The following is a 25,616-nucleotide window of genomic DNA, read 5'->3' on the forward strand; positions in this document are numbered from 1 at the left end:
CTGCTCCGTGCAAATCACGGAACCCTATGAATCAGCGATTGAACCTCTTGGGAATCCTGAATGTCGATCGGCCCTAGACCGCGCGCTCGGCCAGCTCAGGGGCGACATCCTCGTCTTCGAGCTGTTCGAGGCAGAACCTATCCATTCGAGGCCGCGGGACCACGGGGCATTTCTGCAACCCGGGGTGTCCGGACCACCATGCTTCGACGATCGACCGGATCTGGCCGGGCGCCTCGCTTCACCACGTCTGGTTTCGGGAATTATCACCGATGCCGTAGCCGTAACTGGTCGGCGCCCTCGCATAGGACCCCCTCAGCCGCACCGCCGGAGCGGAGGAAGGCACACTCACGCGGGCCGGAGCATGGACACGCCGTGGCGCGCGACGGGCTGCGCCGATATCGGTGGAGAGCCGGGGATCCCCGATCCAGCGATAGGCCCCGTCGGACGCCGCCGAATTCTCCACCATGGAGGCCAGCATCACGAAAGCCACGGACGCGGCTACCACGAGCCGCCTGGCCGATTTCACCATCATCATGCGCGCAGACATTTGAGCGATCCCTTCATAGTGGTTGAGGTAGCGAGATATCTTCAGGAGCGGCCGTATGAACTATTCATCAAAGGCAGAGACGATCGTGCAAGCGTTCGCGGCGGCGTTTCCGGATACTCCTGAGGAGCATCACTGCTGTCCCGCGAGTTCGGATGTCATCACGTTGTTGCGCCGCCAGGCATTGGGGCTGGCTCCGGTCGCGCGGCGAAACTGGCGGCACAGGTGCGCCTGATCGGAGAAGCCGCAATCGATGGCTATCTCGCAGAGCGATTTGCCGCTGGATTTCATCAGCTCCATCGCGCGTGTCAACCGGCGGGAGACGATATAGGCATGGGGAGACTGGCCAAATGTGGTCTTGAACGCATTCGAGAAGTAACCGCAGCTCAGGCGAGCGATACGCGCGAGATCCGATACCTGGATCGCTTCATCCAGATTTGCATCAATGTGGCGCTTGATACGATCGGTCTGCCAGCGCGCGAGGCCGCCCCGGGCGGGGCTGACGGGCGACGGCTGGACCGGGGCTTCGAGCAGCGAAGCGGCCTGTTCGATGCATCTAAGAGCCGCACCGACATCCGATCCGATGGCCTGCCGCGCATCTAGCAGGAGTTGCGCGACCGTCGTAGAACTTGCGTCAGACAATACGCCGACGAACGTGTCAAAACTCCTGGGCTGTGAATCGAGCAGCATATCGGTCTCTCCTTCTGGTGGTGAACGCCATCAACATCGCGATGACTTCGACAATCCGAAGGTGGAAGATTCCGGCCGCATGGACCATTCTACGAGAATAGAGATTCAGGAAACAAAGGTAATCCCACCATATACCAAGGTTTACCGAGGCAGGATGATGCCACCGAGGTCGACGATTTTCCAATCCCCTGCAGAAGGCGGGACCTGCCTCTTGTTTTGCGACTCAAATGACCAATTCTGATCGGGAGCGACGACCCTCACAGCTCCCCATGGCCGTTGCGGCAGCCATCCTGGCCGCAGGCATTTTTGCGTTCGACGCCTTCAGCACATTCGAGATCGCCGTCGCGGCGCTTTATATCGTCGTGCTGCTGATGGCGCTCCGTTTCACCAATGTCACGGGCATCATTCTGATTGCGTTGGGCTGCATCGGCTTGACGCTCCTCGGCTACCTGATCGGCCACGTCAATGCCCCCAATGAGGGAGCGATGCTGCGCGGCATCGTGAGTGTTCTCGCCATTGCTATAGCCGCGGTGCTCTGCGTCCAGATCAGGACGTCGGATGCAAGGCTCCGGCAGAGCGAAGAGCGTTATCGCAACATCTTTCAGAGCACGAGTGTCGCTATCTGGGAGCAGGATTTCACGGAGGCTGCCAATGCCTGCGCGCCGATCCTGCAACAAGGCCTGCCCCGACTTCGGGACTATCTCATGGCCAATGAGGACTTCCTCAAGCATTGCCTGTTTCTGGTGCGGACCATCGACGCGAATGACGCCGCGAAGCAATTGATCGGCGATCTTGGCCAGAAGAACGTTCAGCAGTCCTGGGATGCTGCACTTGAGCCGGAGACTTTGGTCGCCTTTCGCGAAATCCTGCTCGCATACCTTGCGGGAGAAAGCTCTTTCACGATTGAAGCGACCATCCGTGCCGTCAACGGCGAATTGCGCACCACCATCGTCACCGCAACCTTCCCGAGCGATCGCTCTCGCTCCGTCCTGATCAATTCGCTCGATGTCACTGCCAAGATCGCAGCCGAGCAGGCACTCCAGCAGAGCATCGCAGAACTCACCCGCGTCTCGCGCATCGCCACATTGGGCGCTCTGACCGCGTCGATCGGCCATGAGGTCAATCAGCCTCTCGCCGCGGTGGTGACCAATGCGGAGGCGGCCTTGCGCTGGTTATCGCGGGAGCGGCCCGATCTCGGCGAAACCACGACATGCCTCAAGGAAGTGGTGCAGGAGGGGCGAAGGGCCGGCGATATCATTCACCGGCTGAGGTCTCTCCCGTAAAGGGCGAACTGGCGCGCGGTCCGGTCGATATCAATGCGATCATCACGCAGGTACTGGCGATGGTCCAGCGCGATCTGGCGCAACATCAGATTGCCGCGGCCCTCGATCTGACACCCGATCTGCCCACCATCGCCGGCGACGAGGTGCAGCTTCAGCAGGTGCTGATGAATCTCGTCAGCAACGCCGTGCACGCCATGAAGGCGAGTGCGACGAAGGAGCTGAGGGTGCGATCGACACGCGACGCGACACAGGGAATTCTCGTCACTGTGCGCGATTCAGGATCAGGTATCCCGGACGACCATGTGCAGCGCCTGTTCGCGCCGTTCTTCACGACAAAGGCCGAGGGGATGGGCATCGGTCTCTCGATCTCCCGGTCCATTATCGAGTCGCATCACGGGCGCATCTGGGCGGAGCGAAACGAGGATGGTGGAAGCACCTTTCATTTCATGATACCGACAGCCACCGCAGAGGGACCTGGCAACCTTGGCTAACGACGCAGAAGCACCTTTGGTCGTCATCGTCGACGACGAAGCCGCCATCCGCACTGCGGTCGGCAGTCTGCTGCGTTCGGTTGGTTATGATGTCAGTTTCGCCTCCTCGGCCGCCGAGCTGCTCGACAGCGATATTCTCACCAAGGCCAGCTGCCTCGTCCTTGACATCCGGCTGCCCATCGTCAGCGGCCTCGATTTCCAGAAGCGCCTCGCCGATCTCGGCAGCAATACACCCATCGTATTCATGACCGGCCATGCCGATGTGCCGATGACGGTCCGCGCCATGAAGGCCGGCGCCGTCGACTTTCTGGCCAAGCCGTTTCGCGATCAGGAAATGCTCGATGCCGTCGCCGGCGCCGTTGAGCGCGACCGCAAGGCGCGGCAGGAGCGCGACGGGCTGGCCGGTATCAAGGAACGGTTCGGCACATTAAGCGCACGCGAACGCGAGGTGATGGAATTTGCCACCGCGGGGCTACTGAACAAGCAGATCGCCGCCAGGCTGAACCTCAGCGAAATTACGGTTAAGATTCATCGCGGCAAGGTGATGAAGAAGATGGATGCGAAATCCTTCGCCTCTCTGGTGCGCATGGCTGAGGCCATCGGCATGAAACCGGCTCCCGGTACCTCGCGATAAACCTCAGTATGATTTCGCTGCACGGCAATATTTGACAGTATCCCAGGCGAAACGGCTCAACACTGGGGTCGCTGTCAAAGCCGCCGTGTGGAGATTGCGTTGAACGCTGAACATGCCATTGCCATCATCGACGATTCCTCGTCGGTTCGCCGCGCGCTTGAAAGCCTGCTGCGATCGCTGGGCTTCGCTGTCCTCAGCTTCGAATCCGCCGAGGCGTTTCTGACATCGCCGGCGGCCCTCGATACGTCATGCGTGGTGACCGACGTGGAAATGCCGGGCCTGACAGGCATCGACCTCTATGAGCGCATGCGCTCGGACAACAACGAAACGCCGGTCATCTTCATCACAGCCAATTCCGAGCAGAAAGTGCGTCAGCGGCTGGGCAACACACCCTGTGTCCTCAATAAGCCGTTTGAAGTTGACGAACTCGCGGACTGCATCAACCAGGCTATCGCAGCGCCATAGCCGCCGGCACCCGCCCCGATCATCCGGGCGCCGATCCCCCATGAATGACGGGCTCGCATGCCCTGCACGCCGTCACGCAGCGGTTTTAACCCGCGTGGGTGTCGGATAGTGTGCGCGCACTTGCATGGGGGAAAGACATGAGCTTGTCCGGAATATTTGCGCGCGTCGTCGCGGTGATCGGTGGCGCGGCGCTGCAGTGGCGTCGTCTACAGGGCAACGTGCACGCGCCCGCCTGGGGCAGCGCGCCGGTGGTGCCGGAGGCAAAGCCGCAAGGCGCCATCCCCACATTAAAGATGCCGACGGCCCAGGGCTGGGCCGAGGGACAGAAGCCCGTGGTCGCCCCCGGGCTCAAGGTCAACGCCTTTGCGACCGGCCTGAAACATCCGCGCTGGATCAACGTGCTGCCCAATGGCGACGTTCTCATCGCGGAGGCGACGCAGGTTGCAGGCCCGGTGCGCAACATGTTCGGCTATGCGATGCAGGCTACGATGCGCCGGGCCGCCGCGCTTGGCGTCAGCGCCAACCGCATCACGCTGCTGCGCGACCGGGACGGCGACGGTGTCGCCGAGATCAGCCAGACCTTCATGGAGGGACTGAACCAGCCGTTCGGCATGGCCCTGCTGAATGACACCTTCTATGTCGGTAATGTCGATGGCGTCGTGGTCTTCCCCTATGTGGCGGGCGCAGACAGCATCACCGCCCCGGGCAAGAAACTCACCAATTTCAAATCCGGCGGCCATTGGACGCGGAGCATCCTGCCGAGCCCGGATGGTAGCAAGCTCTATATCGGCGTTGGCTCGCTGAGCAATATCGCCGAGAGCGGCATGGAAGCCGAAGAAGGCCGCGCGGCTGTCTATGAACTCGATATCGCTACTGGCAAGAGCCGCATCTTCGGCGCCGGATTGCGCAATCCGGTTGGTCTCGCATGGGAGCCTACGACCGGTTCGCTCTGGACCGTGGTCAATGAGCGCGACGGCCTCGGCGACGAGACGCCGCCGGACTACCTGACCTCGGTGCGCGACGGCGGCTTCTATGGCTGGCCCTATTGCTACTGGGGCAAGACGGTCGATGACCGCGTCCCGCAGGATCCGGCGCTGGTGGCCACCGCGATTACGCCCGACTATGCACTGGGCGGGCATACTGCGTCGCTCGGCCTGTGCTGGCTGCCGGCCAGCACGCTGCCGGGCTTTCCAGACGGCATGGTCATCGGCCAGCACGGCTCATGGAATCGCAGCACGCTGAGCGGCTACAAGGTCGTCTTCATCCCGTTCGTGAACGGCAAGCCATCCGGGCCGCCGCGGGATATCCTGTCGGGCTTCCTCGCACCCGACGAAAAGGCGTCCTACGGACGCCCGGTCGGTGTCACGCTCACCTCCGACGGCGCATTGCTGGTGGCCGACGATGTGGGCGATGTGATCTGGCGTGTAACGGGTGCGGCCTGAGGGCCGCGGAATAATCCGGCAGGCTCGTGGAGCACGCGTTAGTCGCGTGCTCCACGCTCCGACCTACTTCATTGTTGGCATCACGAATTCCGGCCCCTGCGCAATGCTTGTCGGCCAGCGACTGGTGACCGTCTTGAGCCGGGTATAGAAGCGAACGCCTTCGGGGCCGTGCATCGAATGGTCACCGAACAGCGAGGCCTTCCAACCACCGAAAGAGTGGAAAGCAACCGGCACCGGAATCGGCACGTTGATGCCTACCATGCCGACGCGGATGCGATGAGCGAACTCACGCGCGATGTCGCCGTTCTGGGTGAAGATAGCGGTGCCATTGCCGTATTCGTTGTCATTGATCATGCGCGCTGCCGTCGCGTAGTCCGGCGTACGCACCACCGCGAGCACAGGCCCGAAGATCTCTTCCTTGTAGATCTTCATGTCCGGCGTCACGTGATCGAAAAGCGATCCGCCAATGAAATAACCGCCCTCGTTGGAGCGGAATTCGCGGCCGTCGACGATCAGCTTGGCGCCCTGTTCGACTCCGGAATCGACATAGCCGCGCACCTTGTCGAGATGCTGCTGGGTCACCAGCGGACCCATTTCGGACTCGGCGTTGAAGCCTGAACCAACCTTCAGCGCGCGAATCTTCGGCTCCAGCTTGGAGATCAAGGCATCCGCCGTCTTCTCGCCGACCGGCACCGCGACCGAGATCGCCATGCAGCGTTCGCCGGCCGAGCCATAGGCAGCGCCCATCAACGCATCGACGGCCTGATCGATGTCGGCATCGGGCATCACCACCATGTGGTTCTTGGCGCCGCCGAGCGCCTGGCAGCGCTTGCCGGTGGTGGTCGCGGTCGAATAGATGTAGCGCGCGATCGGAGTCGATCCGACGAAGCTGATTGCCGCAACGTCGGGATGATGCAGCAGCGCATCGACGGCTTCCTTGTCGCCATGCACGACGTTGAACACGCCGGCCGGCAGACCGGCTTCGGCCAGCCATTCGGCAATCAGAAGCGACGCCGAAGGATCACGCTCCGAGGGCTTCAGCACGAAGGTGTTGCCGCAGGCCAGCGCCACCGGGAACATCCACATCGGCACCATGACCGGGAAATTGAACGGCGTGATGCCCGCGACCACGCCCAGCGCCTGTCGTACGCCATAGCTGTCGACACGCGTGCCAACATTCTCGCTGACTTCGCCCTTGAGCAACTGCGGCGCACCGACGGCGAATTCGACGACTTCGAGGCCGCGCTGGATCTCGCCCTTGGCGTCCGACAGCGTCTTGCCGTGTTCGGAGGTGATCACCGCGGCCAGATCGTCGATGCGATCTTCGCAGATACGCAGGAACTTATTGAGAATGCGGGCACGGCGCAGCGAGGGCGTATCGGCCCAGCTTTCGGCAACCGCGAGCGCGGCAGCAACCGCGGCACCCACTTCGGACGTGCTGGCAAGACCCACCTGAGCCGTCTGCTCACCGGTGGCAGGGTTGAAAACAGGCGACGTCCGGCCGCTGCGACCTGCCACCTGCTGTCCGCCGATATAGTGCTTGATTTCCGAAGCCATCGAACTCTCCTTTGATGCTCCGGCGGTCTTGCGCCGCTTCCCCCGCCCGGACAACGCGAAGTATTGCGGCTTCGATGTGCAGCAAATAAAGTCCCGCGATGGATTGGGACAAAGTTCGGATTTTCCTGGAAGTCGCCCGTACCGGCCAGATTCTCGGCGCCGCCAAACGGCTAAAACTCAACCATGCAACAGTGGCGCGCCAGCTCACCGCTCTCGAGAAAGACCTCAAGACAAAGCTCCTGAACCGGCAGACGACCGGGTCTTCGCTGACACCATCAGGGGTTGCGCTTCTTGCAGCGGCAGAGCGCGCGGAATCCGAACTGCTCCGGGTCGGTTCGCAGCTTACCTCGGCCGCCGACAAGGTTGCGGGCACGGTGCGGATTGGCGCACCGGATGGGCTCGGCAACTACTTTCTGGCAGATAAGCTGGGAGGCTTTGCGGCCGCCAATCCGGATCTCATCGTCCAGCTTGTGGCGCTACCGCGCACCTTCTCGCTCGCCAAGCGCGAGGCCGATATCGTGGTGACGCTGGAACGTCCCGATGAAGGCAAGCTGATCTGCACGAAGCTCACCGATTACACGCTGAGCGTCTACGCGTCGGAGGACTATCTGGCCCGATCGACGCCGATCCGCGAGCCCGGCGATCTCGCCGACCACCTGCTGATCACCTATATCTACGACATCATCTACAGCCGCGCCCTCGACTATGCGTCGACCTTCAGCGAACTGATCACACGACGTTTCGAGTGCGGCAGCGTGGTCGGCCAGCTCGAGGCCGTTCGCGCCGGCCATGGCGTCGGCATCCTGCACGATTACGCCGCGCAGCTTTATCCCGGGCTGAAGCGTATCCTGCCGGCCAGCCGCTTCACACGCAGCTACTGGCTCGTCTCGCATCCCGACACGCATGACACCAGCAGAGTCCGGGAGATCCGCCGCTATATCGTCGCCAGGGTGCGCGAAGCGCGCAACCAGTTCATCGTGCAGTAGCGGTCGTTGCGCTCAGCTCGCGGAAACGACTACGCCGAATTTGGTGAAGAACTCGCCGGCCAGCTTCTTGGCGGTGGAGTCGATCAGACGCCCCCCGAGCTGCGCCAGCTTGCCACCGATCTGGGAATCCACCTCGTAATGCAGGATCGTCTCGTTATCGCTGACCGCTTCGAGCCTGATCGCCGCGCCGCCTTTGGCGAAGCCGGCCACGCCGCCGGATCCCTCGCCGGTGATCTTGTATCCGTTCGGCGGATCGAGATCGCTCAACGTGACCTTGCCGCCGAATGTCGCCTTCACGGGCCCGACCTTGATCACAACCGTCGCCGTCATCTCGGTCGACGAAGTCATGTCCAGCACCTGACAGCCGGGAATGCACTGCTTCAGCACCTCCGGATCGTTGAGTGCGGCCCAGACCTTGTCGCGTGAAGCCGGGACGGTCTGGCTGTCTTTCATCTGCATGGAATCACCTGTCTGCAAGCATGCGCGTCACACCGCGCAATAACGTTCCTGGATTTCCTTGTCGGCGAGCAATGCAGCCGAGCTGCTTTCATAAACGACCTCGCCCTGATCCATGATGATCGCGCGATCGGCGAGGCGCAGCGCCCATTCGACATTCTGCTCGACCAGCAGCAGCGTGACGCCCTGATCGCGCAGCTTGCGGAACAGCACGCCCATCTCCTCGACCAGTACCGGCATGATGCCTTCCGATGGCTCGTCGAGCAGGATCATCTTCGGCTTGGCGATGGTCGCGCGGGCGATGGCCAGCATCTGCTGCTCGCCGCCCGACATGGTGACACCTTCCTGGTCGAGACGTTCCTTGAGACGCGGAAAGCTCTCGGCGATTTCCTCGATGGCTTCGCGTTCATCGATCTTGCCCGCGCTGGCGACGAGGCCGAGCTGCAGATTCTCGCGCACGGTGAGCCCCGGAATGATCCGGCGCTCTTCGGGCACGTAAGCGAGGCCGAGCCGGAACCGGTCATGCGCCTTCATCGACACCAGATCGTGGCCGTCGAAAGTGATGCTACCGGTGGTCTTCGACATCAGCCCCATGACCGAACGGATCGTAGTGGTCTTGCCGGCACCGTTGCGGCCAACGAGCGCCACGACCTCGCCCTGCGCCACCGAGATCGAGACCCCGTGCAGCGTATGGCTGGCGCCGTACCAGGCGTTCAGGTCTTTGGTTTCAAGCATAGCCATCGTTCTGTCCCAGATAGACGCGACGGACCTCGGGGTCCGTCTGAATGTCACGCGGTGAGCCGTCCGCAATCAGCCGGCCGTGATGCAGCACCAGGATGCGGTCACTGAGGCCGAGAATCATCTTCATCTTGTGTTCGACCAGCAGGATGGTGCGCTCCGCTGCCAGCTTCTCCAGCAGCGCCACCATTTCCTTGGTTTCTTCCGGCCCCATGCCCGCGGTCGGCTCGTCCAGCAACAACACTTCCGGATTGGAGATCAGCGCGATGGCGATTTCCAGCGCACGCTGCTGACCATGCGCCAGAAACTTCGCGGTCTCGTCACGCTTGGCGACCAGACCCACGGCATCGAGCGCGGCATCGGCCCTGGCATCCAGCTCGGTGAACTTGTTGCGGTTGGTCCAGATATTGTAGCGCGAGCGGCTGGCTTGTGCCGCGACGCGGACATTCTCGTGGACGCTCAGATCCGGAAAAATGTTGGTGATCTGGTAAGAGCGCGCGATGCCCCGATGCACGAATTCATGCTGCTTCGTGCCCTTGAGGTCCGCGCCCTTGAAGCGGATCGATCCGCTGGAGGGCGTCAGCACGCCCGACAGCACGTTGAAGAACGTGCTCTTGCCGGCGCCGTTGGGGCCGATGATGGAGGTGACGCGACCAGGCCGGAACTCCGTCGTCACGCCTTGCAGCGCGACGAAGCCACCGAACCTCACTCCGATATCGTTGACGGCGAGAAGCGGCGCGTTCATCGCATGACCCTTGTGAGAAATGTGCCCCAGATGCCCTTGGGCAGAAACAGCACGAACAGCACGAAGATGGATCCGACGATGATCTGCCAGTGCGACGTCCACAGCGAGAACACGTCTTCCATCACCAGGAAAACCAGTGCGCCAATGAACGGGCCGAAGAAGCTGCTGGCGCCGCCGAGCAGCGTCATCATCACGATCATGCCGGATGACAGATAGTGCAGTGAGTCCAGCGGCACGAAGGCCAGATGCAGCGCCGACATGGTGCCGCCCAGCGCGCAGATCGTGCCCGACAGGGTGAATGACAACAGCTTGGTGCGCTCGACATTGTAACCGCAGGTCCGGGCGCGCCGCTCGTTCTCGCGGATCGCCTCGATGGCTGCGCCGAAGGGTGAATTGAGAATGCGCGAGACCAGCCATAGCGCCAGCGCCGCGAACACCATCAACACATAGTATTTGTTGACCGGATCGAGGAAATTGATCTCGAATCCGAACAGGTTGATCTTGTTGACGGTGAAACCGCGCAATCCGTTCTCGCCACCTGTCCAGGACGGCGTCTGGAGCGCCACGTAATAAACGAGCTGCGCGAGAGCGAGCGTGACCATCGAGAAGTAGATGCCGCGCGTGCGCGTGGATAGCGCGCCCATGATGAAGGCCAGCAGTGCGCCGCCAATAACGCCCATCAGCACGGCGAGATACCACGGCACGCCGAACTGACCGATGGCGATGCCGGTGATGTAGGCTCCGGTGCCGACAAATGCCGCATGGCCGAATGACAGCAGGCCGGTATAACCGAACAGCAGATTGTAGCCGACGGCCACAACGCCATAGATCAGCACATTGACCGCCAGCGCCTTGGACGGCAGCAGCCAGGGTAACAGACAGAGTGCGAGGATCGACAAGGGAACACGATATTTGGTCATGAGCGATTTGAAGCGCACAGACCTACGCATGCTTGCAGAAGGGGGAACGGCCAGCGCCGGAGATGTCATGGTCCGCTCCGTTATGCGAGTTTGCCGAACAGGCCTTGCGGCCGGATCAGAAGAACAATGGCCATCAGCGCGAACATCACGATGGTCGCCATTTCAGGCGCGAACAGCGCCGTCATGCTGATCACGACGCCGACCAGGAGACCGGCGACGATCGAGCCGAGCAGCGAGCCGAGACCACCGATCACCGTCACGACGAAAGCTTCGGCCAGCACCAGTGCGCCCATCTCCGGATTGACTGACCGCATCGGCCCGGACAGCACGCCACCCAGCGAGGCCAGTCCAACGCCGAGACCGAACACCAGAAGCCAGACCTTGCTGATGTCGACCCCAAGCACCTTCATCATGGTCGGATCGCGCGCGCCGGCGCGCACGATCAGGCCGAACTTGGTCTTCTCGAGCCCGAGCCACAGCAGCACGACGACCAGGAACACGACACCGACGACGAAGATGCGATAGATCGGAAAGAATCCGACGCCGAGATCGACGACGCCGGTCAGTGACGACGGCGTCGGGAACGGAATGCCGTCGCTGCCGAATACGATCCGCACGCCTTCCACCAGCACATAGCTCAGGCCGAAGGTCAGCAGCAACGGGTCGTCGATCGAGCGTCCATAGAGCGGACGTATCAACACATATTCGATCAGCATCCCGAACGCACCGATCATGATCGGTGCGACAATCAGCCCCCACCAGAAGCTCCCGGTGAGCGAGGCGACCCAAAGCCCGGCATAGGCGCCGACCATGAACAATGCGCCATGCGCGAAATTCACCACGCCCAGCATGCCGAAGATGATCGACAGGCCGAGCGCGGTGATCACGAGGATCGCACCGAGGGCAACTCCAGAGAAGAGCTGCATCAGGATGAGTTCTGTATCCATGGGAAGGCGCGTACTTTCGTTTAGGCCGGGAAGCCGAGTTCGGTGCAGCTGCGCAGCACGTCTTCGGATGGTGCGTCATTGGCGAGGATGCTGAACAGGTCGCTGTCGCTCTTCATGTCGGCCTTTTTCTTCGACTCGAGCACGAGCACCGACTGTACCGACTGGTGATCGCACTTCCGGTAATATTGCGGACCCTTGGCGACGTCATATTTCAAGGCTTCCAGCGCCGCGATCACCTTGTCGGTATCGGTGCCGCCGGCCACCTGCATCGCCTGCAGCAGCGACGAGACGCCGGTGTAGCCGTAAGCGCCGTAGTCGGTCGGAATCGCGCCGCCATTGGCCGCACGATAAGCATCGTTGAACGCCTTGGCGCTCGGCAACTGGCTCTCGAGGCCCCAATAGTAGTTTGAACCGCCAACGACGCCTTCGAACACTTCCGGGCTGACTGCCAGACGCTGATTGTGCAGCAGCACCGGGACGACGATTCTGGACTGCTGCTTGAGGCCGAAATCCACCGCCTGCTTGATGGAATTGGCCTGGTCGCGGCCGAAATTGCTGATGCACAGCACGTCGGCACGCATCGAACGCAGGCGCGGCATGAAGGTCGAGTAATCGGCCGCACCGAACGGGTGCATGATCTCGCCGACGGTCTCGGCGCCAATTGCGGCCTGTGCGCGTTTGAAGCCGCGCAGCATTTCATGGCCATAGGCATAGTCGGCTACGAGATGCGCGACCTTGGTGCCCTTCTTGAAGGCGTGACGCGCCACCGCGCCAGCGGTCATCGTCGGGTTAAGCGCCTCATGGAACGTATATTTGCTGAAGTCCTTCACCTCATTGATGGTGTCGGACTGGCTGATCGAGACGTAGAGCACGCCGCGCGCGCGGGTGACTTCATTGACGGCGAGCTGCACCGCGCTGGACAGCGATCCGACGATCGCATGCACCTTGTCCTTCTCGATCAGTTCGAGCGTGCGCGTCGCCGCCTCGCCGCCATTGAGCTTGTCGTCGCGCACCAGCAGTTCGACCTTGCGGCCATGGACGCCGCCCTTGTCGTTGAACTGCTTCACTGCGAGTTCGGCGCTCTTGACCTGATCCTTGGCCTCAGCCGCGAACGGGCCGGTCAGCGGCGTCGGAAAGCCGATGCGGATCGTGTCGTCAGCCGCGCGTGCGATCCACGGCATAGCGACGACGCTCGCGCCGGTGCCGAGTGCAGCCAGCACGTGACGACGGGAGATGTGATTGCGCGTGGTGCCTCGAATATCCTTCGTCATGATGTCCTCCGTTTGATTTCTTTTATGGGTCAGATGTGTCCAAGCGCCTTGAGTATTCGTGCAGGTGTCATCGGCACCTGCGCGACCGTGCCTCCGAATGGCTTCATCGCATCATTCATCGCATTAAGCGCTGCTGCTGATGCCGCAGCCGTCCCCGCCTCGCCGACACCCTTGGCGCCGAGCTGGGTGTCCAGGGTCGGCGTCTCCACATGGCCGATTTCGATATCGGGCATCTCCACCGCCATAGGCACGAGATAATCGGCAAGCGAGCCATTGGTGAGCTGGCCGTTGTCTCCGTAGACGCATTCCTCGAAGAAGGCCGCGCCAAGGCCCTGCACGACGCCACCGCGGATCTGCTCGTCGACCAGCAGCGGATTGATCACCCGACCGCAATCCTCGACCACCCATAGCTTGAGTATCTTGACCAGGCCTGTCTCGACATCGAGTTCGAGATGGCAGGCCTGAACGCCATTGGTGAATGCGAACGGATAGCCCTGCGGCGCATAATGATGCGCGACCGAGAGTTGCGCCTGGGTGCCGGACGGCAGTGTGTCCGAGCGGAAATAGGCGATGCGCGCGATCTCGGAGAGTTCAATACGCTGCAGGGCGGTCGCGGCATCCACGATCCAGCCGCCCTGGATGTCGAGATTGTCCGATTCGTCTTGCAGGATGGCCGCGGCCACCGCCAGCACATTGGCCTTCAGCTTCCTGGCCGCCTGCAACGCCGTTTCACCGCCGATACCGGCGCCACGGCAGGCGTAGGTCGCGCCACCATGCGGAGTGGTGTCCGTATCACCTGTCATCACCTTGATGCGATTGCGATCGACGCCGAGATGTTCGGCAACGATTTGCCCGATGATGGTTTCGGTACCCTGCCCGAGTTCGGTCACTGAAATCGAGCAATGAACATCCCCGGACGGCGTGACCTTGATGATGGCGCCGTCCTGCGACGAGATGCGCGCGCCGCCGACGCCATAGAATGCCGGGCCGGGATTGGTGATTTCCACGAAACTCGCAATACCGATACCGCGATGAATGCCTTTGGTTCGCAGCTCGGCCTGTTCGGCGCGCAGCCCGTCGTAGTCCATCATCGCCTTCACCTTGGCGAGGCAGGCGTGATGCGACAGTGCCTCGAACTGATAGCCGGTCGGGGACGTGCAGGGATAGGCATCGTCGGGGATCAAGTTGCGGCTGCGGACGTCGAACACATCCTGCGCCGTCCTGTCGGCGATCAAGTCTACCAGGCGCTCGGTGACGGTGCAGGCCACCGGATGCCCGACGGCCCGGTACTGACTCATCTGCACCTTGTTCTGGAACACCACCTGCAGATCGGCGCGGTAATTCCTGAACGTATAAGGCGCGCCCATCAGGCGGTAGACCTGATTGCCTTCAACGACACTGGTGCGCGGATAGGCGGAGAATGCGCCGATGCCGGTGACATCCTCCACATCCATCGCCAGGATATTGCCATCCGCATCCGCCGCCATGCGGGCACGGACGCGATGATCACGCGCGTGAATGTCGGACACGAAAGATTCGATACGATCGGCAACGTATTTGACGGGACGGCCGAGCATCATGCTGAGCCCGACCACCGCCATGTCCTCATGATACACGTGCAACTTCATGCCGAAGGAGCCGCCAATATCCGGTGCGATCACGCGCACGCGGGATTCGGGGATACCGTAGTGGCGGGCATAGATGTCCTGAAACTGATAAGGTGTCTGCGTGGCATGATGGACCGTCAGCTGCTCCTCACTGGCATCGTAATCGGCGATGATCGCGCGCGGCTCCATGGTCACCGCGGTATGCCGGCCGAAGTGAAATTCTTCTTCCACCACATGGGCTGCGTTGGCGAAGATCTCCTCGACGCCGCCAGTATCGATCTTGCCGTGGAAACAGAGATTGCTGCCCAGTTCCGGGGAAATTACCGGCGCCCCCGGCGCACGTGCGGCATCGATATCGACAATGGCTGGCAGCTCGTCGAATTCGATCGAGACCGCCTCGGCGGCATCCTCGGCCAGCGCGCGCGTATCTGCCACGACCGCAACCACCGCCTGACCGGACCAGACCACCTTGTCGATCGGCAGCGGCAGCTGCGGCGGCGACTTCATGCCCTTGAAGTGATCCATGGCACCGACCCATGGCGTGCAAAGCTTGGCGAGGTCCTCGCCGGTGGCCACCAACCGCACGCCGGGCATCCCGCGCGCGGCCTGCGCATCGATCGAGACGATGCGAGCATGCGCATAAGGGCTGCGCACATAAGCGACATGGAGCATGCGCGGCAGCGTCATGTCGGTGACATAGCGTCCACGGCCGGCCAGCAGCCGCTTGGCATTCGGCCGCGGCACCGAACGGCCGATATAGGAATTCGGACGGTCGAGTGAGGTCAGTGCACTCATGCGCCCCCCTCCTCGTCCTGTACGGCGGAGACGCCCTCGTGGCGCTTGCGCGCGACCATCTCGATCGCATCGACGATCGCTTCATAGCCGGTACAGCGACAATAATTGCCCGACAGCGCGTCGCGAATCTCTTCGCGCGACGGCACGCCGGGCTGCGACAGCAGGCTGTGTGCCGTCATCAGCATTCCGGGCGTACAAAATCCGCATTGCAGCGCATTGCGTTGATGGAACGCCTCCTGCAGATCGGCAATCGCCGCGCGCTCCGACAGGCCCTCGACCGTCTCGATGGTCGAGCCGCTCGCCTGCACCGCAAAGGTCAGACAGGAATGCACGACACGGCCGTCCAGCACGACGAGGCATGCGCCGCAGACGCCCATCTCGCATCCGGTACGAGTGCCGGTGAGCTCCAGTGTCTGTCGCAGAAAATCCGCCAGCGTATTGCGCGGTGCGATGCTGTGAGACACCCGGCTGCCGTTCACCGTCATCGTGACTTTGACGAGATCGCTCATGGCGCTTGCCTCGCGATCTGGCCGAGCAGACGCCCGAGCAGAACGCGCGCAAGATGGCGCTTCATCGCCGGTGGCACGTGCTCGTCTTCCGGGGGATCGATGTCGTCGCCGACGAGCGCCTGCGCCGCAGCGATGGCGGCCTGGTCCAACCGCTTGCCCTTCAGGCTGCCCTCGGCCTGCCGCGCACGGATCGGTGTGCTGCCAACGGAAAAGAACGCAATGCGAATCTCTTCAACCACGTCATCCGCGAATTCCGCCAGAACCCCGCAGCCAACCAGCGCAAAATCGCCGCGGCGGCGCGCAAGCTCGTGAAAGGCCCAGCGATGGCCGGGCTTGACCACCGGCACATGAATGGCAACGAGAAGCTCGCCCGGTTCGATCGCGGTCTGAAACAGATCGACAAAGAAATCATCGGCGGCGACGCGGCGCGTGCCGTCGCGATTGGCGATTTCAAGCTCGGCGCCCAGCGCCAGCGTCATGGCCGGAAATTCGGAGGCCGGATCGGCATGAGAAATACTGCCACCGAGCGTACCCTTATTGCGGATCGCCGGATGCGCCACATGCGGCGCGGCCTCGCTGTAAAGCGGCGCGTGCATGCGAATCAAAGGATCGACCAGCACTTCGCAATGGCGCGTCAACGCACCGATCCGCAACCAGTCGCCCTGCAGTTCAACGCCGCGCAACGTCTCGATATGAGCAATGTCGATCAGCAATTGCGGAGCCTGCAGACGCAAGGCCAGCGCAGGCACGAGACTCTGACCGCCCGCTATATAGCTCGCGTCCTCGCCAGAACCCTCGAATGCCTCCAACGCCTCCATCACCGTGGAGGGCCTGGCATAGCTGAACGCCCGCGCCTTCAAGCCTGAACTCCCGACCGTTTCACCCGCGCCAAATTTTGTGACCATTTGGTCTGAAATCTAGATCACGCGGAATTCCCCCGGTCAACTCAAAATGACCATTTGGTCTCTTTTTCGAATTGGGTTATTCAGAACTCCCGCAAACTGAAGCCAAAATGGCCAAAAAACCCATCAAGTCAGCCAAAAAGCCGCCGCGCCGCAACATGCGGGCGGCCGAGCGCGAGCGATTCATCGTCGATGAGGCCGTGAAATTTTTCGCCGAACAGGGCTTCGGCGGGCAGACGCGCGAACTGGCGAAACGCATGGGCATTACCCATTCGGCGATCTACCGACACTTCCCGAGCAAAGAGGCGTTGATCGAACGCGTCTATGAAGAGATTTACCTGAGCCGCTGGTCGCCCTCGTGGGCTGGCCTGATCCAGGATCGCACGCTATCGCTGCAGGCACGGCTGTCGCGCTTCTATCTGGAGTATGTCGGGCAGGTCTTCGAATACAATTGGGTGAGAATCTTCGTCTTCTCCGGCATGAAGTCGTTCGATATCACCAAGCGCTACCTTCAGATCGTCCGCGAACAAATCATCGAGCCCGCCTGCCGCGAACTTCGTCACGAGTTGAAGCTGCCTTCAAGCGACCAGGTACCGCTATCGGAGCGCGAAGTCGAAATGTTCTGGGGTTTGCACGGCCGCATCTTCTATATGGCCATCCGGCGCTTCGTCTACGACACGCCGACGCCGGAGCGACTAGATGACATCGTCAACGACGCGGTGAGGGTGTTTCTCGACGGCTCAAAACAGCTGATGCCCGAGCTTGTGCAATCGGCATCGTGACGTTTGCGGCCCTGTGCGGCCGCCCTCTTTGGCGATTAGCGCGGTTGTTTCTTGATCTCATCCGAGCGCTTGCGATCCCGATAGGCCTACTTCGGAACCGCGGATTCTCGGAGGCTATTATCGATCGGCCTGCACGACTATCGATCAACACAGCCACGCCGACAGACTGATCAAGTTGATCGAACACATCAAGTACAGTTACGGAGTCTGGCTCTGCCGGAGCATTGATGTAGCTCGGCACGGGTGCGCGCATTTTCTGCCGAAGGCAGTGAAATCGTACCACGCAGGCATTACGGGCTTTCCGGAGCGCTACCCTCGAAGTGAGCACTGCCGCGGCAGAGGAGAGAACCTGCTATCGTTATCGCGAGCACAACTGCCGTAGAGGAAGCCGAAACGCGCATCATCGCGTATCATTTCTCTCGGCGAGTCTTATTAGCGCGTTGTGTAGTTCGCTTACCGATCGGGGCTGTTGAGAAATACCACTGCGAACACGCTATAAATCTTTGCGCACTGCGCTACCGCAGCTCTGATACCTGTCTCCAAGTTTTAGCACAATAAACTCACTGTTTTGCCCATTGCCGCGCCAAACTCCCGCCTCAAACGTAAACAAACGTTAATCCACGGGCGCTTCGATCGAAGCTAATGCAGAACTGTAGTTACGTACCTGCACTTTCTTTTACGAAGTTTCTTGGGGGCTTCGTCAACACAATACAGGGGAACGGTATTGGCAACTTTACACTTCGCTTCCGGCAATAACATCAACGCGCAAGGTACATTCACTCCAGCTCAGGCAGGCTTCAATCTCGCCGACGTTTCGTCGGTCGAGGAAGTGAACGCTTTGCCGGCAGGCGTGAAGGGCCTCGTCTGGCTCGATCAGGGTGATGGTGTCACCCAAAGCTTCATCGACGCTGTGAAACCTTACATCGGTAATCCCAACGTCTACGGTTTCTTCCTCAAGGACGAACCAGATCCCACGGGGCAGTGGAATACCCTCGTGACCGCTGCAAATCTGAAGGCAGAGTCCGACTGGATTCACGCCAACGTACCGGGCGCGAAGACGTTCATTACCATGATGAACATGGGATCTTCAGAGAATCCCAGCTTCGCGAATACCTATACTCCGGAAAACACTCACATCGACCTCTTCGGAATCGATCCGTATCCGGTGCGGTCGGATAGCTCGACAGTCGACTACAGCATGATTGACAAAACTGTCGCTGCCGCCAAAGCCGCCGGAATTCCGGAGGCCAGCATGGTCCCGGTATTTCAGACATTCGGCGGCGGTAACTGGGTCACCGATCAGGGTGGTCACTATGTGATGCCGACCGCCGCGCAGGAACAGCAAATGCTCGACCATTGGGCATCTGTCGTTCCCAATCCGGCTTTCGACTACGCTTATGCCTGGGGATCGCAGAACGGAGACCAGGCGCTCGAAAACTCGCAAGCGCTCCAGAACGTATTTCTGCAGCACAATACGAGCACGACGACGACGGGTTCGACGTCGACGGGTTCGACGACTGGAAGCACGACTCCGGCTGACACGTCGAGCAGCAGCCCGACGACACCGGTCGACACGTCGCATAGCGGCACCTCGACGGGCACGACGTCTTCGAGCGATTCTTCGACGACGCCCACGACCTCCCAGCCAACAACGACGGCGCCGACCACCGATACCAGCAGTTCCGGGCACAACTACCATCACAAGGCTGACTCATCCCAGTCGACAGATGGAAGCACATCGTCCGGATCCGGAGGCGGACACCATCACCACTCGTCAGCCGCAACCGGGTCCGTGAGCGCTGCAGCGGATACCACTTCCAGCAGCGTTACCGACACTGCGTCGGTCGATACGTCTACAACAACAGACTCGACCTCCTCGGCCGACACTTCGACTGTGCCCACGACCTCCCAGCCAACGACAACGACTCCGACCACCGATGTCAGCAGCTCTGGACACAACCACCATCACAAGCTGGACTTCTCCCAGCTGACCGATGGAAGCACGTCATCCGGAGGTGGACACCATCACCACGGATCCGCGGCAACCGCGTCCGTGAACGTTGCAGCGGATACCGCTTCCAGCAGCGTTGTCGACACCTCGACTGCGGCGGCTAGCACCGAGCCGACGACGACGGCTCCGACCACCGACGTCGGCAACTCCGGGCACAACCACCATCATGGGCTGGACTTCTCTCATCTCACAGATGGGAACAAATCTTCCTGGGGTGGTCATCATCAGCAGGCATCCGCTTCGCCCGCTGCAACCGCAGCAGCGACGGCTGCAACGGATACGGCTTCGAGCGACGTCACCGACGCAACTCTGGCGCCGCATCTGGATCTCGCCAGCCTCCACAACAACCATCACGTGGATCACCATTCGTGGCACTGGTAAGCCCGCAGAACTGAATTTGCGGCAAAGAACGACATATGCGCGGTGATCCGCGCATATGAAAGCGACTTTGGGGGGCCTTCATGGCCCCCCATTTGGGGATCATCGCGACCCGTATGTCGCGAGAGGAATGCGTCTCGCGCAGTGCGGGATGTGTTGCGTACGAGCGCATTCGCGCTCGCTTCTTCGCATATGGCTTCTCTAACGTGAGCGCCGTCCGATTCGGGCGGCCTGGATACACACATGTATACTTCGACAAGACCGCCCGCACTTGCGGATGCGTTCCGCCAGATACGTCCAGGCCTGATTGCCGCGGGCGGGCTGTCTATCTTCATAAATCTCCTGGTGTTCGTTTCGCCGCTCTACACGATGCAGATCTACGATCGTGTACTGACGAGCCGGAACGCGATGACGCTGTTGATGCTCTCGCTTATTGCGCTCGCGCTTTTCATCAGCTACGCGGCACTCGAACACTTTCGCAGCCGCGTTCTGGTTCAGACTGGAATGCGCTTCGACCAGCTGCTCTCAGGAGAGGCTTTCGAAACAGCCCTTGCGCAGGCGGTGCGCACGGGCAGCTCGCATCATGTTCAGCTGCTGCGCGATGTCGATACATTGCGTGACGTTCTTTCCGGCGGCGTGATCACGTCGCTGATGGATGTGCCCTGGACCCCGATTTTTCTCGGCATGTGTTTTCTCCTTCATCCGTCGATCGGCCTCGTTGCCCTGACGGGCGCGCTGGCCATCCTTGCGCTCGCCTTTCTCAATGAGCGCGCGACCAAAGCGCCACTGATCGCGGCCTCATTCAAGAATCTCCACGCTCTGGACCGGTTGACCTCATCGCTTCGCAACGCGGAAGCGATTCGGGGACTCGGAATGGGACCCGCCGTGCGTGCCGCATGGAGTGCCACCCGTGGTCAGGCACTCGTTGAAGGCACCAAGGCCGGAGAGCGCGGCGGCACCTTGATCGCAATCTCGAAGTTTCTGCGGATGGCGCTTCAGGTGGCCATTATGGGTGTGGGAGCTTACCTCGCAATCCATCAGGAGATTTCGGGAGGCGTTCTCTTCGCCGCGTCTTTGATTATGGGTCGTGCTCTCGCGCCGGTAGAGGCGGCCGTCGCGCAATGGAGAGCGCTCATCTCCGCGCGCACGTCATTTTCCCGCCTTGACGAAGCCCTGCGAACTCGGGCGACGGAAAGACAACCGACGCGGTTGCCGCCTCCGGTCGGCAACATCTCCGTCGAGGCTTTGACCGTCATGGTTCCAGGATCGCAATTGGCGGCGATTGCCGATGTCACTTTCCGGCTGACCGCTGGTGAAGTTGTTGCGATCGTCGGCGCGTCCGGCTCCGGCAAATCATCCCTGGCGCGTGCATTGGTGGGAGCCTGGCCAGCCGCGCAGGGTTGCGTGCGTATCGACGGAAATGACATCCGGCATTTCGACGCCAGTTTCCTTGGGCAAAGTCTCGGCTACCTTCCGCAGGATGTTGAACTGTTCGCCGGCACTGTGCGCGACAATATCGCTCGCTTTCGTGACGGCGCCCTGGATGAGCAGGTCGTCGAGGCGGCCCAACTGGCCTCGGCACATGCGATGATTCAGCGGCTGCCGCAGGGCTACGACACAGTCATCGGAGAAAACGGGGCCGGTCTTTCCGGCGGCCAGCGACAACGCATCGGATTGGCCCGCGCTCTTTTTGGCAGGCCCGTCTTCGTCGTGCTCGATGAACCAAATGCCAATCTGGACGGCGACGGCGATCGTGCTCTGGCTGACGCCATCCAAATGCTCCGCAAGCAACGCGTGACGATCGTGATCATCAATCACAGACCCAATCTCCTTTCATTGGTCGACAAGATTGTCTTCATGCATGACGGCCGCATCGGGCGCGCAGGCACGCGCGAAGAGCTTCTTCCCTTGCTCCTTGGTGAGACCGTTGCGCCGATACGCCGCGAGTCCCGGGGGGCGGTGGAAGATCATCGAGTTGACAGGGTTTCACGCCACGCGCCGTTCTCAAATTCGGCGCGGCCTGTCCATGTGACGAGGCAATGATGAAGATTACCAGATTGCGAGCAGAGATTGCTGCACAGGACGAACTCGCGCGACTCCTCAGACGTTTGAGTAATGGCGGCCAGGCGTTTCGCAGGTCCGACGTCTTGCACCGATTCAGCGAGATCAAGGAGCGGTCGCTGACCTGGCTCTCCAAAATATGGCTGTCGATATTCCAGAACCGCGACGCTGGAAGCGCAAATGATGACCCATCGGGCGATTGGCGCACTCCGGCGAGACGGGGCTTTGGTATCGTCTTCCTGACCTTCGTTGTGTTTGGCGGCTGGGCTGCCCTGGCGTCGATTGATGGTGCCGTCGTGGCCGCAGGCTCGATCGTCGTCGAGAGCGACCGTAAGACTGTCCAGCACCTTGAAGGCGGCATTGTCAAAGATCTGATGGTGACGGGCGATGCGCATGTCGAGCAAGGGCAGGTGCTGTTGCGCCTCGAACCAACCCAGGACCGGGCACGGGAGGAGATGGCCCGTTCGGCGGTGTATTCGGCAATCGCGGAAGAGGCGCGCTTGCATGCGGAAGCCGATGGGGCCGATACAATCACATTCCCATCCGAACTGACCCAGAAGGTCTCCGACCCCTCCGCGCTGCGCGCCATCGGTGACCAGAAGCGGCGGTTCGAGGAACGCCGCGCTGCGCGAAAGATCGAGGTCTCTATCCTTGAAGAGAAGATCGGACAAGCGCAGCGCCAGATCCAGGGAAACGCTGCGCAAAGCAAGGCTGCACACGCGCAGTTCGACAGCATGGCGCAAGAATATACCAAGCTCAAGCCGCTCGCCGACCAGGGAATCGTTCCGTTCGCGCGGATTGCGACTCTGGAGCGTTCCAAATCCGACCTTGAGGGGCGGATTGGTTCATACGACGCCGATATCGCGCGCTTCGGACGGATCATCGACGAGGCACGGTTACAGATAAATCAAGTCGGGCAGAAAGTTCTGGAGGAAGCCACCGGCAAGCTTGCCGACACCCGCGCTCAGCTCGCCGACGCGCGCGAGAAGCTGCGCATGGCCGCCGACGTTCTCGGTCGGATGGATGTCCGTGCACCTCGCTCCGGACGTATCGTCAATCTGAAAGTCCACACAGTCGGCGCGGTGATTAGGCCGGGTGACGTCTTGATGGAGATCGTGCCCGACAACGACCTTCTCGTGGTGGCCGCGAAAGTATCGTCTCTCGACGTCAATCATGTACAAATCGGCATGCCTACAGAAGTGCGGCTTCCCTCGTTCAAGGCTCGCTCGACGCCGATCGCCATCGGCGAGGTTCTCTCGGTGGCGGCGGACGCGCTTCGCGACGAAGCCACGCACCAGCCTTACTATGAAGTCAAGGTTTCAGTTGAAGTAACGAAATTTCCCGAGAAAATTCGCGAAAAACTGAAGCCAGGCATGATGGCCGACGTCTTGATCGCGACTGGTGAACGCACCGTTCTTGCCTATCTCATGCAACCGATGACCGATGCAATACGACGCGGTATGCGGGAGGACTAAGGAGATCCACCGGCGTCGAGACTTGCCGAGGCCTCGCCGGTGGCTTGGTTCAGTTCAGCGCAAACGTCATTGCCGCAATGCCAAGACATTGCGGATGTTGGAGCGTTGAATGGGCGAGCGAGCGCGAAGGGCAGGTGCGCATGCGGCGAGGCGTTGGATATATCGGGCTGGTATCTTCGCAACAAAGGCGAGCGAACTGTTCCCGTTGTCCTGCACTCGTTTGGCATCTGCGTCAGTCAGGGCGTGGGCCAGCTGCATGCTGTCGCTATCTTGCGCCGGACTGAATCCAGGCCGACCAGTTGAAACGTACTTTCATATGACGGACCTTTCCCAACCTCGACCCTAACGAGAAGTTGGCTGCCCTCCGGCATTGAGCGGAGCAAGCGAACAACGTCGCCCGGAAAGGCAAGACCTTTCCCCGTTTCTAACGCCCGCCAGCGCTGTTCAACAACTGGCTCTTCGTTGATCCGGTGCGCGACCTTCACCTCGCCATCCGCGCCCTGCTTCCAGGATCCCGTTGTGGAAATGGTCAGCTCTGTGCGATGGGCGCGGCAATGGATGGCGAGCGCGGAAGCAGCATTTTGCGATGCTGTGCGCGCTGCCATCTGCGCCTCAATCTGCGGCTGATAATCCACCGGAGAGGTGGTCTCGCTGATGATCCAGTTCGGACTTGGAGACGGCGTGGCAGCATGGGTTTCGGTCATCTCCCCCAACAGCTCATCGACGCACTTCAAGCGCTCCATGCCTTCAAACTGTGAGCAGGTCTTCAAGCGATCTATGGCGCCACCGGTTTGAGCACACACAGCCTGGCTCATAACCAAGAGCACAGCCAGACCGAGAGTACCCGTGTCCTTCATGGGGACCGTCCCGCTGTTACGGCCTGCGGAAGATCAAGCCATTCCTGCGCCGGCTTAAACCGGCCGAGGCTCGGCACGCTGGCCCGCAGATTAACCTCTTTCCATTTCGGATCGAAACCAGGGGACTGCAACCGGTCGAACCGACCAAACAGGTGATCGACAAGGCGCGCCATGCGCCGGTATCGGTCAGACTGTTGTGGCCAGTTATAGGCCGCAAGAATGGTGGGGACTGCAATCGTCGCTATCCGCTCACCTTTCGGCACCAGACTCGGATAGTCCGCGGCGTCGATAGACGATGGAAGATAGTAGTCCTCAAATTTGGCGCTGTATTCGACGGGAAGGAACTTAAATCCGGGATCCCAGCGTCCCTTCAGAAAGGCGTCGACGGGCTTTGACGTCACAAACACAACGGCCGCGATTTCTCCGCGCTTCATTTGCTCCAATGCGACCTGGTGCGGAATGAACATCTTTTCCACGTTTAGTCCCAGCCGACTGAAGATCAGCGGACCGGAATAGGCGGCTGCCGTACCTTGCGTATTGAAATTGACCTTTTTTCCCTTGAGCTCTTCGAGCGACCGGATCTCCGGGCGGACGAATATGTGCAGTTCGGACGGAAAGAGGTTCAAAACGTAGGTGATGCGCCGCTCGATAGACGGAACTTGAGCTTTATATTCCTCAAGAGCATCCGTGTTGATGATCGCCGCATCAACGCCTCTAAGATACAGCAGCGAATTGACGTTTTCCGTTGCTCCGCGCGTCACGATCGGGAGGACGTGAAGCTTATCCTCCTCATTTACGACGCGAGCGATCTCTGCCGCGAGACGAAGCGGAGCGCCTTCAATGAGCCCGCCGGCGAGGCCGACAGTCCATGCATTGATGCGCTCTTTCGCGGCCGTTTCGGTCCTTTTCGCCGCCGCCGTAGCCTGCGTCTCGCGCGTCGGGAGAGATTGGGCATGGGCAGCCAGTTGCAGCCCGAACGCCGCTAATGCCATAGCAAATGAGAACTTGATGACCGACATGCGACTCTCCATTCTCGGGATGACCATCCAGGGCTGACGCGTCAGGAGCTG

24 protein-coding genes are annotated in these 25,616 nt (G+C 61.0%); 10 read left to right on the top strand and 14 right to left on the bottom strand.

All coding sequences use genetic code 11. The annotated features are described in order from the left end of the window. Positions 1–238 precede the first annotated feature (238 nt). Both AC1RLZ_RS18855 and AC1RLZ_RS18860 read right to left on the bottom strand, forming a co-directional pair. On the bottom strand, positions 239–547 hold the full coding sequence (locus AC1RLZ_RS18855; RefSeq protein ID WP_493189862.1) for a hypothetical protein: 309 nt from the start codon (positions 545–547) through the stop codon (positions 239–241). Positions 548–676: 129 nt separating this feature from the next. Further along, the gene (locus AC1RLZ_RS18860; protein WP_371423053.1) at positions 677–1,234 is read right to left on the bottom strand and encodes a helix-turn-helix domain-containing protein; all 558 of its coding nucleotides are present in this window, start codon (positions 1,232–1,234) and stop codon (positions 677–679) included. Between the two features lie 269 nt (positions 1,235–1,503). On the opposite strand from AC1RLZ_RS18860, the gene AC1RLZ_RS18865 reads away from it, so the two are divergent. The 5 genes from AC1RLZ_RS18865 to AC1RLZ_RS18885 all read left to right on the top strand — a co-directional run bounded on the left by AC1RLZ_RS18865 (position 1,504) and on the right by AC1RLZ_RS18885 (position 5,549). Then, entirely contained in the window at positions 1,504–2,517 is a 1,014-nt protein-coding gene (locus AC1RLZ_RS18865) for a histidine kinase dimerization/phospho-acceptor domain-containing protein (RefSeq protein ID WP_493189863.1), read from the top strand. A gap of 59 nt (positions 2,518–2,576) precedes the next feature. Continuing rightward, a complete protein-coding gene (locus AC1RLZ_RS18870) occupies positions 2,577–3,008 on the top strand; it encodes a sensor histidine kinase (protein WP_493189864.1) in 432 nt (143 codons plus the stop codon). Next, positions 3,001–3,642 (top strand): response regulator transcription factor, encoded by a 642-nt coding sequence (locus tag AC1RLZ_RS18875; RefSeq protein WP_493189865.1) that lies wholly within the window; start codon positions 3,001–3,003, stop codon positions 3,640–3,642. Before AC1RLZ_RS18870 ends, AC1RLZ_RS18875 begins: the two co-directional genes overlap by 8 nt. Positions 3,643–3,741: 99 nt before the next feature. Beyond that, complete coding sequence (locus tag AC1RLZ_RS18880) at positions 3,742–4,107, top strand: response regulator transcription factor (RefSeq protein ID WP_493189866.1); 366 nt, start codon at positions 3,742–3,744, stop codon at positions 4,105–4,107. A 137-nt stretch (positions 4,108–4,244) separates the two neighbouring features. Beyond that, entirely contained in the window at positions 4,245–5,549 is a 1,305-nt protein-coding gene (locus tag AC1RLZ_RS18885; RefSeq protein ID WP_493189867.1) for a PQQ-dependent sugar dehydrogenase, read from the top strand. Positions 5,550–5,612: 63 nt separating this feature from the next. On the opposite strand, the gene AC1RLZ_RS18890 is transcribed toward AC1RLZ_RS18885, so the two are convergent. Beyond that, positions 5,613–7,106 carry a CoA-acylating methylmalonate-semialdehyde dehydrogenase gene (locus AC1RLZ_RS18890; RefSeq protein ID WP_493189868.1) on the bottom strand — a complete coding sequence of 498 codons (1,494 nt, stop codon included), beginning with the start codon at positions 7,104–7,106 and terminating at the stop codon, positions 5,613–5,615. A 98-nt stretch (positions 7,107–7,204) separates the two neighbouring features. Between AC1RLZ_RS18890 and AC1RLZ_RS18895 the strand changes: the two genes are divergently transcribed. Beyond that, positions 7,205–8,092 carry a LysR family transcriptional regulator gene (locus AC1RLZ_RS18895; protein ID WP_493189869.1) on the top strand — a complete coding sequence of 296 codons (888 nt, stop codon included), beginning with the start codon at positions 7,205–7,207 and terminating at the stop codon, positions 8,090–8,092. 12 nt (positions 8,093–8,104) lie between these two features. On the opposite strand, the gene AC1RLZ_RS18900 is transcribed toward AC1RLZ_RS18895, so the two are convergent. Genes AC1RLZ_RS18900 through AC1RLZ_RS18940 form a run of 9 tightly spaced genes read right to left on the bottom strand, consistent with a single transcriptional unit; the run spans position 8,105 to position 16,940 of the window. Continuing rightward, on the bottom strand, positions 8,105–8,551 hold the full coding sequence (locus AC1RLZ_RS18900) for an SRPBCC family protein (protein WP_493189870.1): 447 nt from the start codon (positions 8,549–8,551) through the stop codon (positions 8,105–8,107). A 27-nt stretch (positions 8,552–8,578) separates the two neighbouring features. Continuing rightward, positions 8,579–9,283 carry an ABC transporter ATP-binding protein gene (locus tag AC1RLZ_RS18905; RefSeq protein ID WP_371423100.1) on the bottom strand — a complete coding sequence of 235 codons (705 nt, stop codon included), beginning with the start codon at positions 9,281–9,283 and terminating at the stop codon, positions 8,579–8,581. Continuing rightward, positions 9,276–10,031 (bottom strand): ABC transporter ATP-binding protein, encoded by a 756-nt coding sequence (locus AC1RLZ_RS18910; protein ID WP_371423061.1) that lies wholly within the window; start codon positions 10,029–10,031, stop codon positions 9,276–9,278. Before AC1RLZ_RS18910 ends, AC1RLZ_RS18905 begins: the two co-directional genes overlap by 8 nt. Further along, positions 10,028–10,981: a branched-chain amino acid ABC transporter permease gene (locus tag AC1RLZ_RS18915; protein WP_371423101.1), complete on the bottom strand. Its 954-nt coding sequence runs from the start codon at positions 10,979–10,981 to the stop codon at positions 10,028–10,030. Before AC1RLZ_RS18915 ends, AC1RLZ_RS18910 begins: the two co-directional genes overlap by 4 nt. 50 nt (positions 10,982–11,031) lie before the next feature. Then, a complete protein-coding gene (locus AC1RLZ_RS18920; RefSeq protein ID WP_371423062.1) occupies positions 11,032–11,898 on the bottom strand; it encodes a branched-chain amino acid ABC transporter permease in 867 nt (288 codons plus the stop codon). Positions 11,899–11,918: 20 nt separating this feature from the next. Further along, positions 11,919–13,169: an ABC transporter substrate-binding protein gene (locus tag AC1RLZ_RS18925; RefSeq protein ID WP_493189871.1), complete on the bottom strand. Its 1,251-nt coding sequence runs from the start codon at positions 13,167–13,169 to the stop codon at positions 11,919–11,921. 29 nt (positions 13,170–13,198) lie between these two features. Further along, positions 13,199–15,571 carry a xanthine dehydrogenase family protein molybdopterin-binding subunit gene (locus AC1RLZ_RS18930; protein ID WP_493189872.1) on the bottom strand — a complete coding sequence of 791 codons (2,373 nt, stop codon included), beginning with the start codon at positions 15,569–15,571 and terminating at the stop codon, positions 13,199–13,201. Beyond that, positions 15,568–16,080, bottom strand: a complete 513-nt coding sequence (locus AC1RLZ_RS18935) for a (2Fe-2S)-binding protein (protein WP_493189873.1) — start codon at positions 16,078–16,080, stop codon at positions 15,568–15,570. Before AC1RLZ_RS18935 ends, AC1RLZ_RS18930 begins: the two co-directional genes overlap by 4 nt. Beyond that, entirely contained in the window at positions 16,077–16,940 is an 864-nt protein-coding gene (locus AC1RLZ_RS18940; RefSeq protein WP_493189874.1) for an FAD binding domain-containing protein, read from the bottom strand. The genes AC1RLZ_RS18935 and AC1RLZ_RS18940 overlap by 4 nt, the downstream gene beginning before the upstream one ends. Positions 16,941–17,092: 152 nt before the next feature. Here AC1RLZ_RS18940 and AC1RLZ_RS18945 point away from each other — a divergent pair, with 152 nt between their 5' ends. The 4 genes from AC1RLZ_RS18945 to AC1RLZ_RS18960 all read left to right on the top strand — a co-directional run bounded on the left by AC1RLZ_RS18945 (position 17,093) and on the right by AC1RLZ_RS18960 (position 23,689). Further along, positions 17,093–17,764, top strand: a complete 672-nt coding sequence (locus tag AC1RLZ_RS18945) for a TetR/AcrR family transcriptional regulator (RefSeq protein WP_493189875.1) — start codon at positions 17,093–17,095, stop codon at positions 17,762–17,764. Positions 17,765–18,488: 724 nt separating this feature from the next. Next, on the top strand, positions 18,489–20,156 hold the full coding sequence (locus AC1RLZ_RS18950) for a calcium-binding protein (protein WP_493189876.1): 1,668 nt from the start codon (positions 18,489–18,491) through the stop codon (positions 20,154–20,156). A gap of 240 nt (positions 20,157–20,396) precedes the next feature. Beyond that, the gene (locus AC1RLZ_RS18955; protein ID WP_493189877.1) at positions 20,397–22,196 is read left to right on the top strand and encodes a type I secretion system permease/ATPase; all 1,800 of its coding nucleotides are present in this window, start codon (positions 20,397–20,399) and stop codon (positions 22,194–22,196) included. Next, positions 22,196–23,689, top strand: coding sequence for an HlyD family type I secretion periplasmic adaptor subunit (locus AC1RLZ_RS18960; protein WP_493189878.1), 1,494 nt, complete (start codon positions 22,196–22,198; stop codon positions 23,687–23,689). The genes AC1RLZ_RS18955 and AC1RLZ_RS18960 overlap by 1 nt, the downstream gene beginning before the upstream one ends. Before the next feature lie 236 nt (positions 23,690–23,925). Here the strand turns inward: AC1RLZ_RS18960 and AC1RLZ_RS18965 are convergent, their stop codons facing one another. Continuing rightward, positions 23,926–24,546 carry a hypothetical protein gene (locus AC1RLZ_RS18965; protein WP_493189879.1) on the bottom strand — a complete coding sequence of 207 codons (621 nt, stop codon included), beginning with the start codon at positions 24,544–24,546 and terminating at the stop codon, positions 23,926–23,928. After that, positions 24,543–25,565 carry a TAXI family TRAP transporter solute-binding subunit gene (locus AC1RLZ_RS18970; protein WP_493189880.1) on the bottom strand — a complete coding sequence of 341 codons (1,023 nt, stop codon included), beginning with the start codon at positions 25,563–25,565 and terminating at the stop codon, positions 24,543–24,545. Before AC1RLZ_RS18970 ends, AC1RLZ_RS18965 begins: the two co-directional genes overlap by 4 nt. Positions 25,566–25,616 lie beyond the last annotated feature (51 nt).

It is taken from the genome of Tardiphaga sp. GW822-FHT04G09 (genome assembly GCF_058800725.1).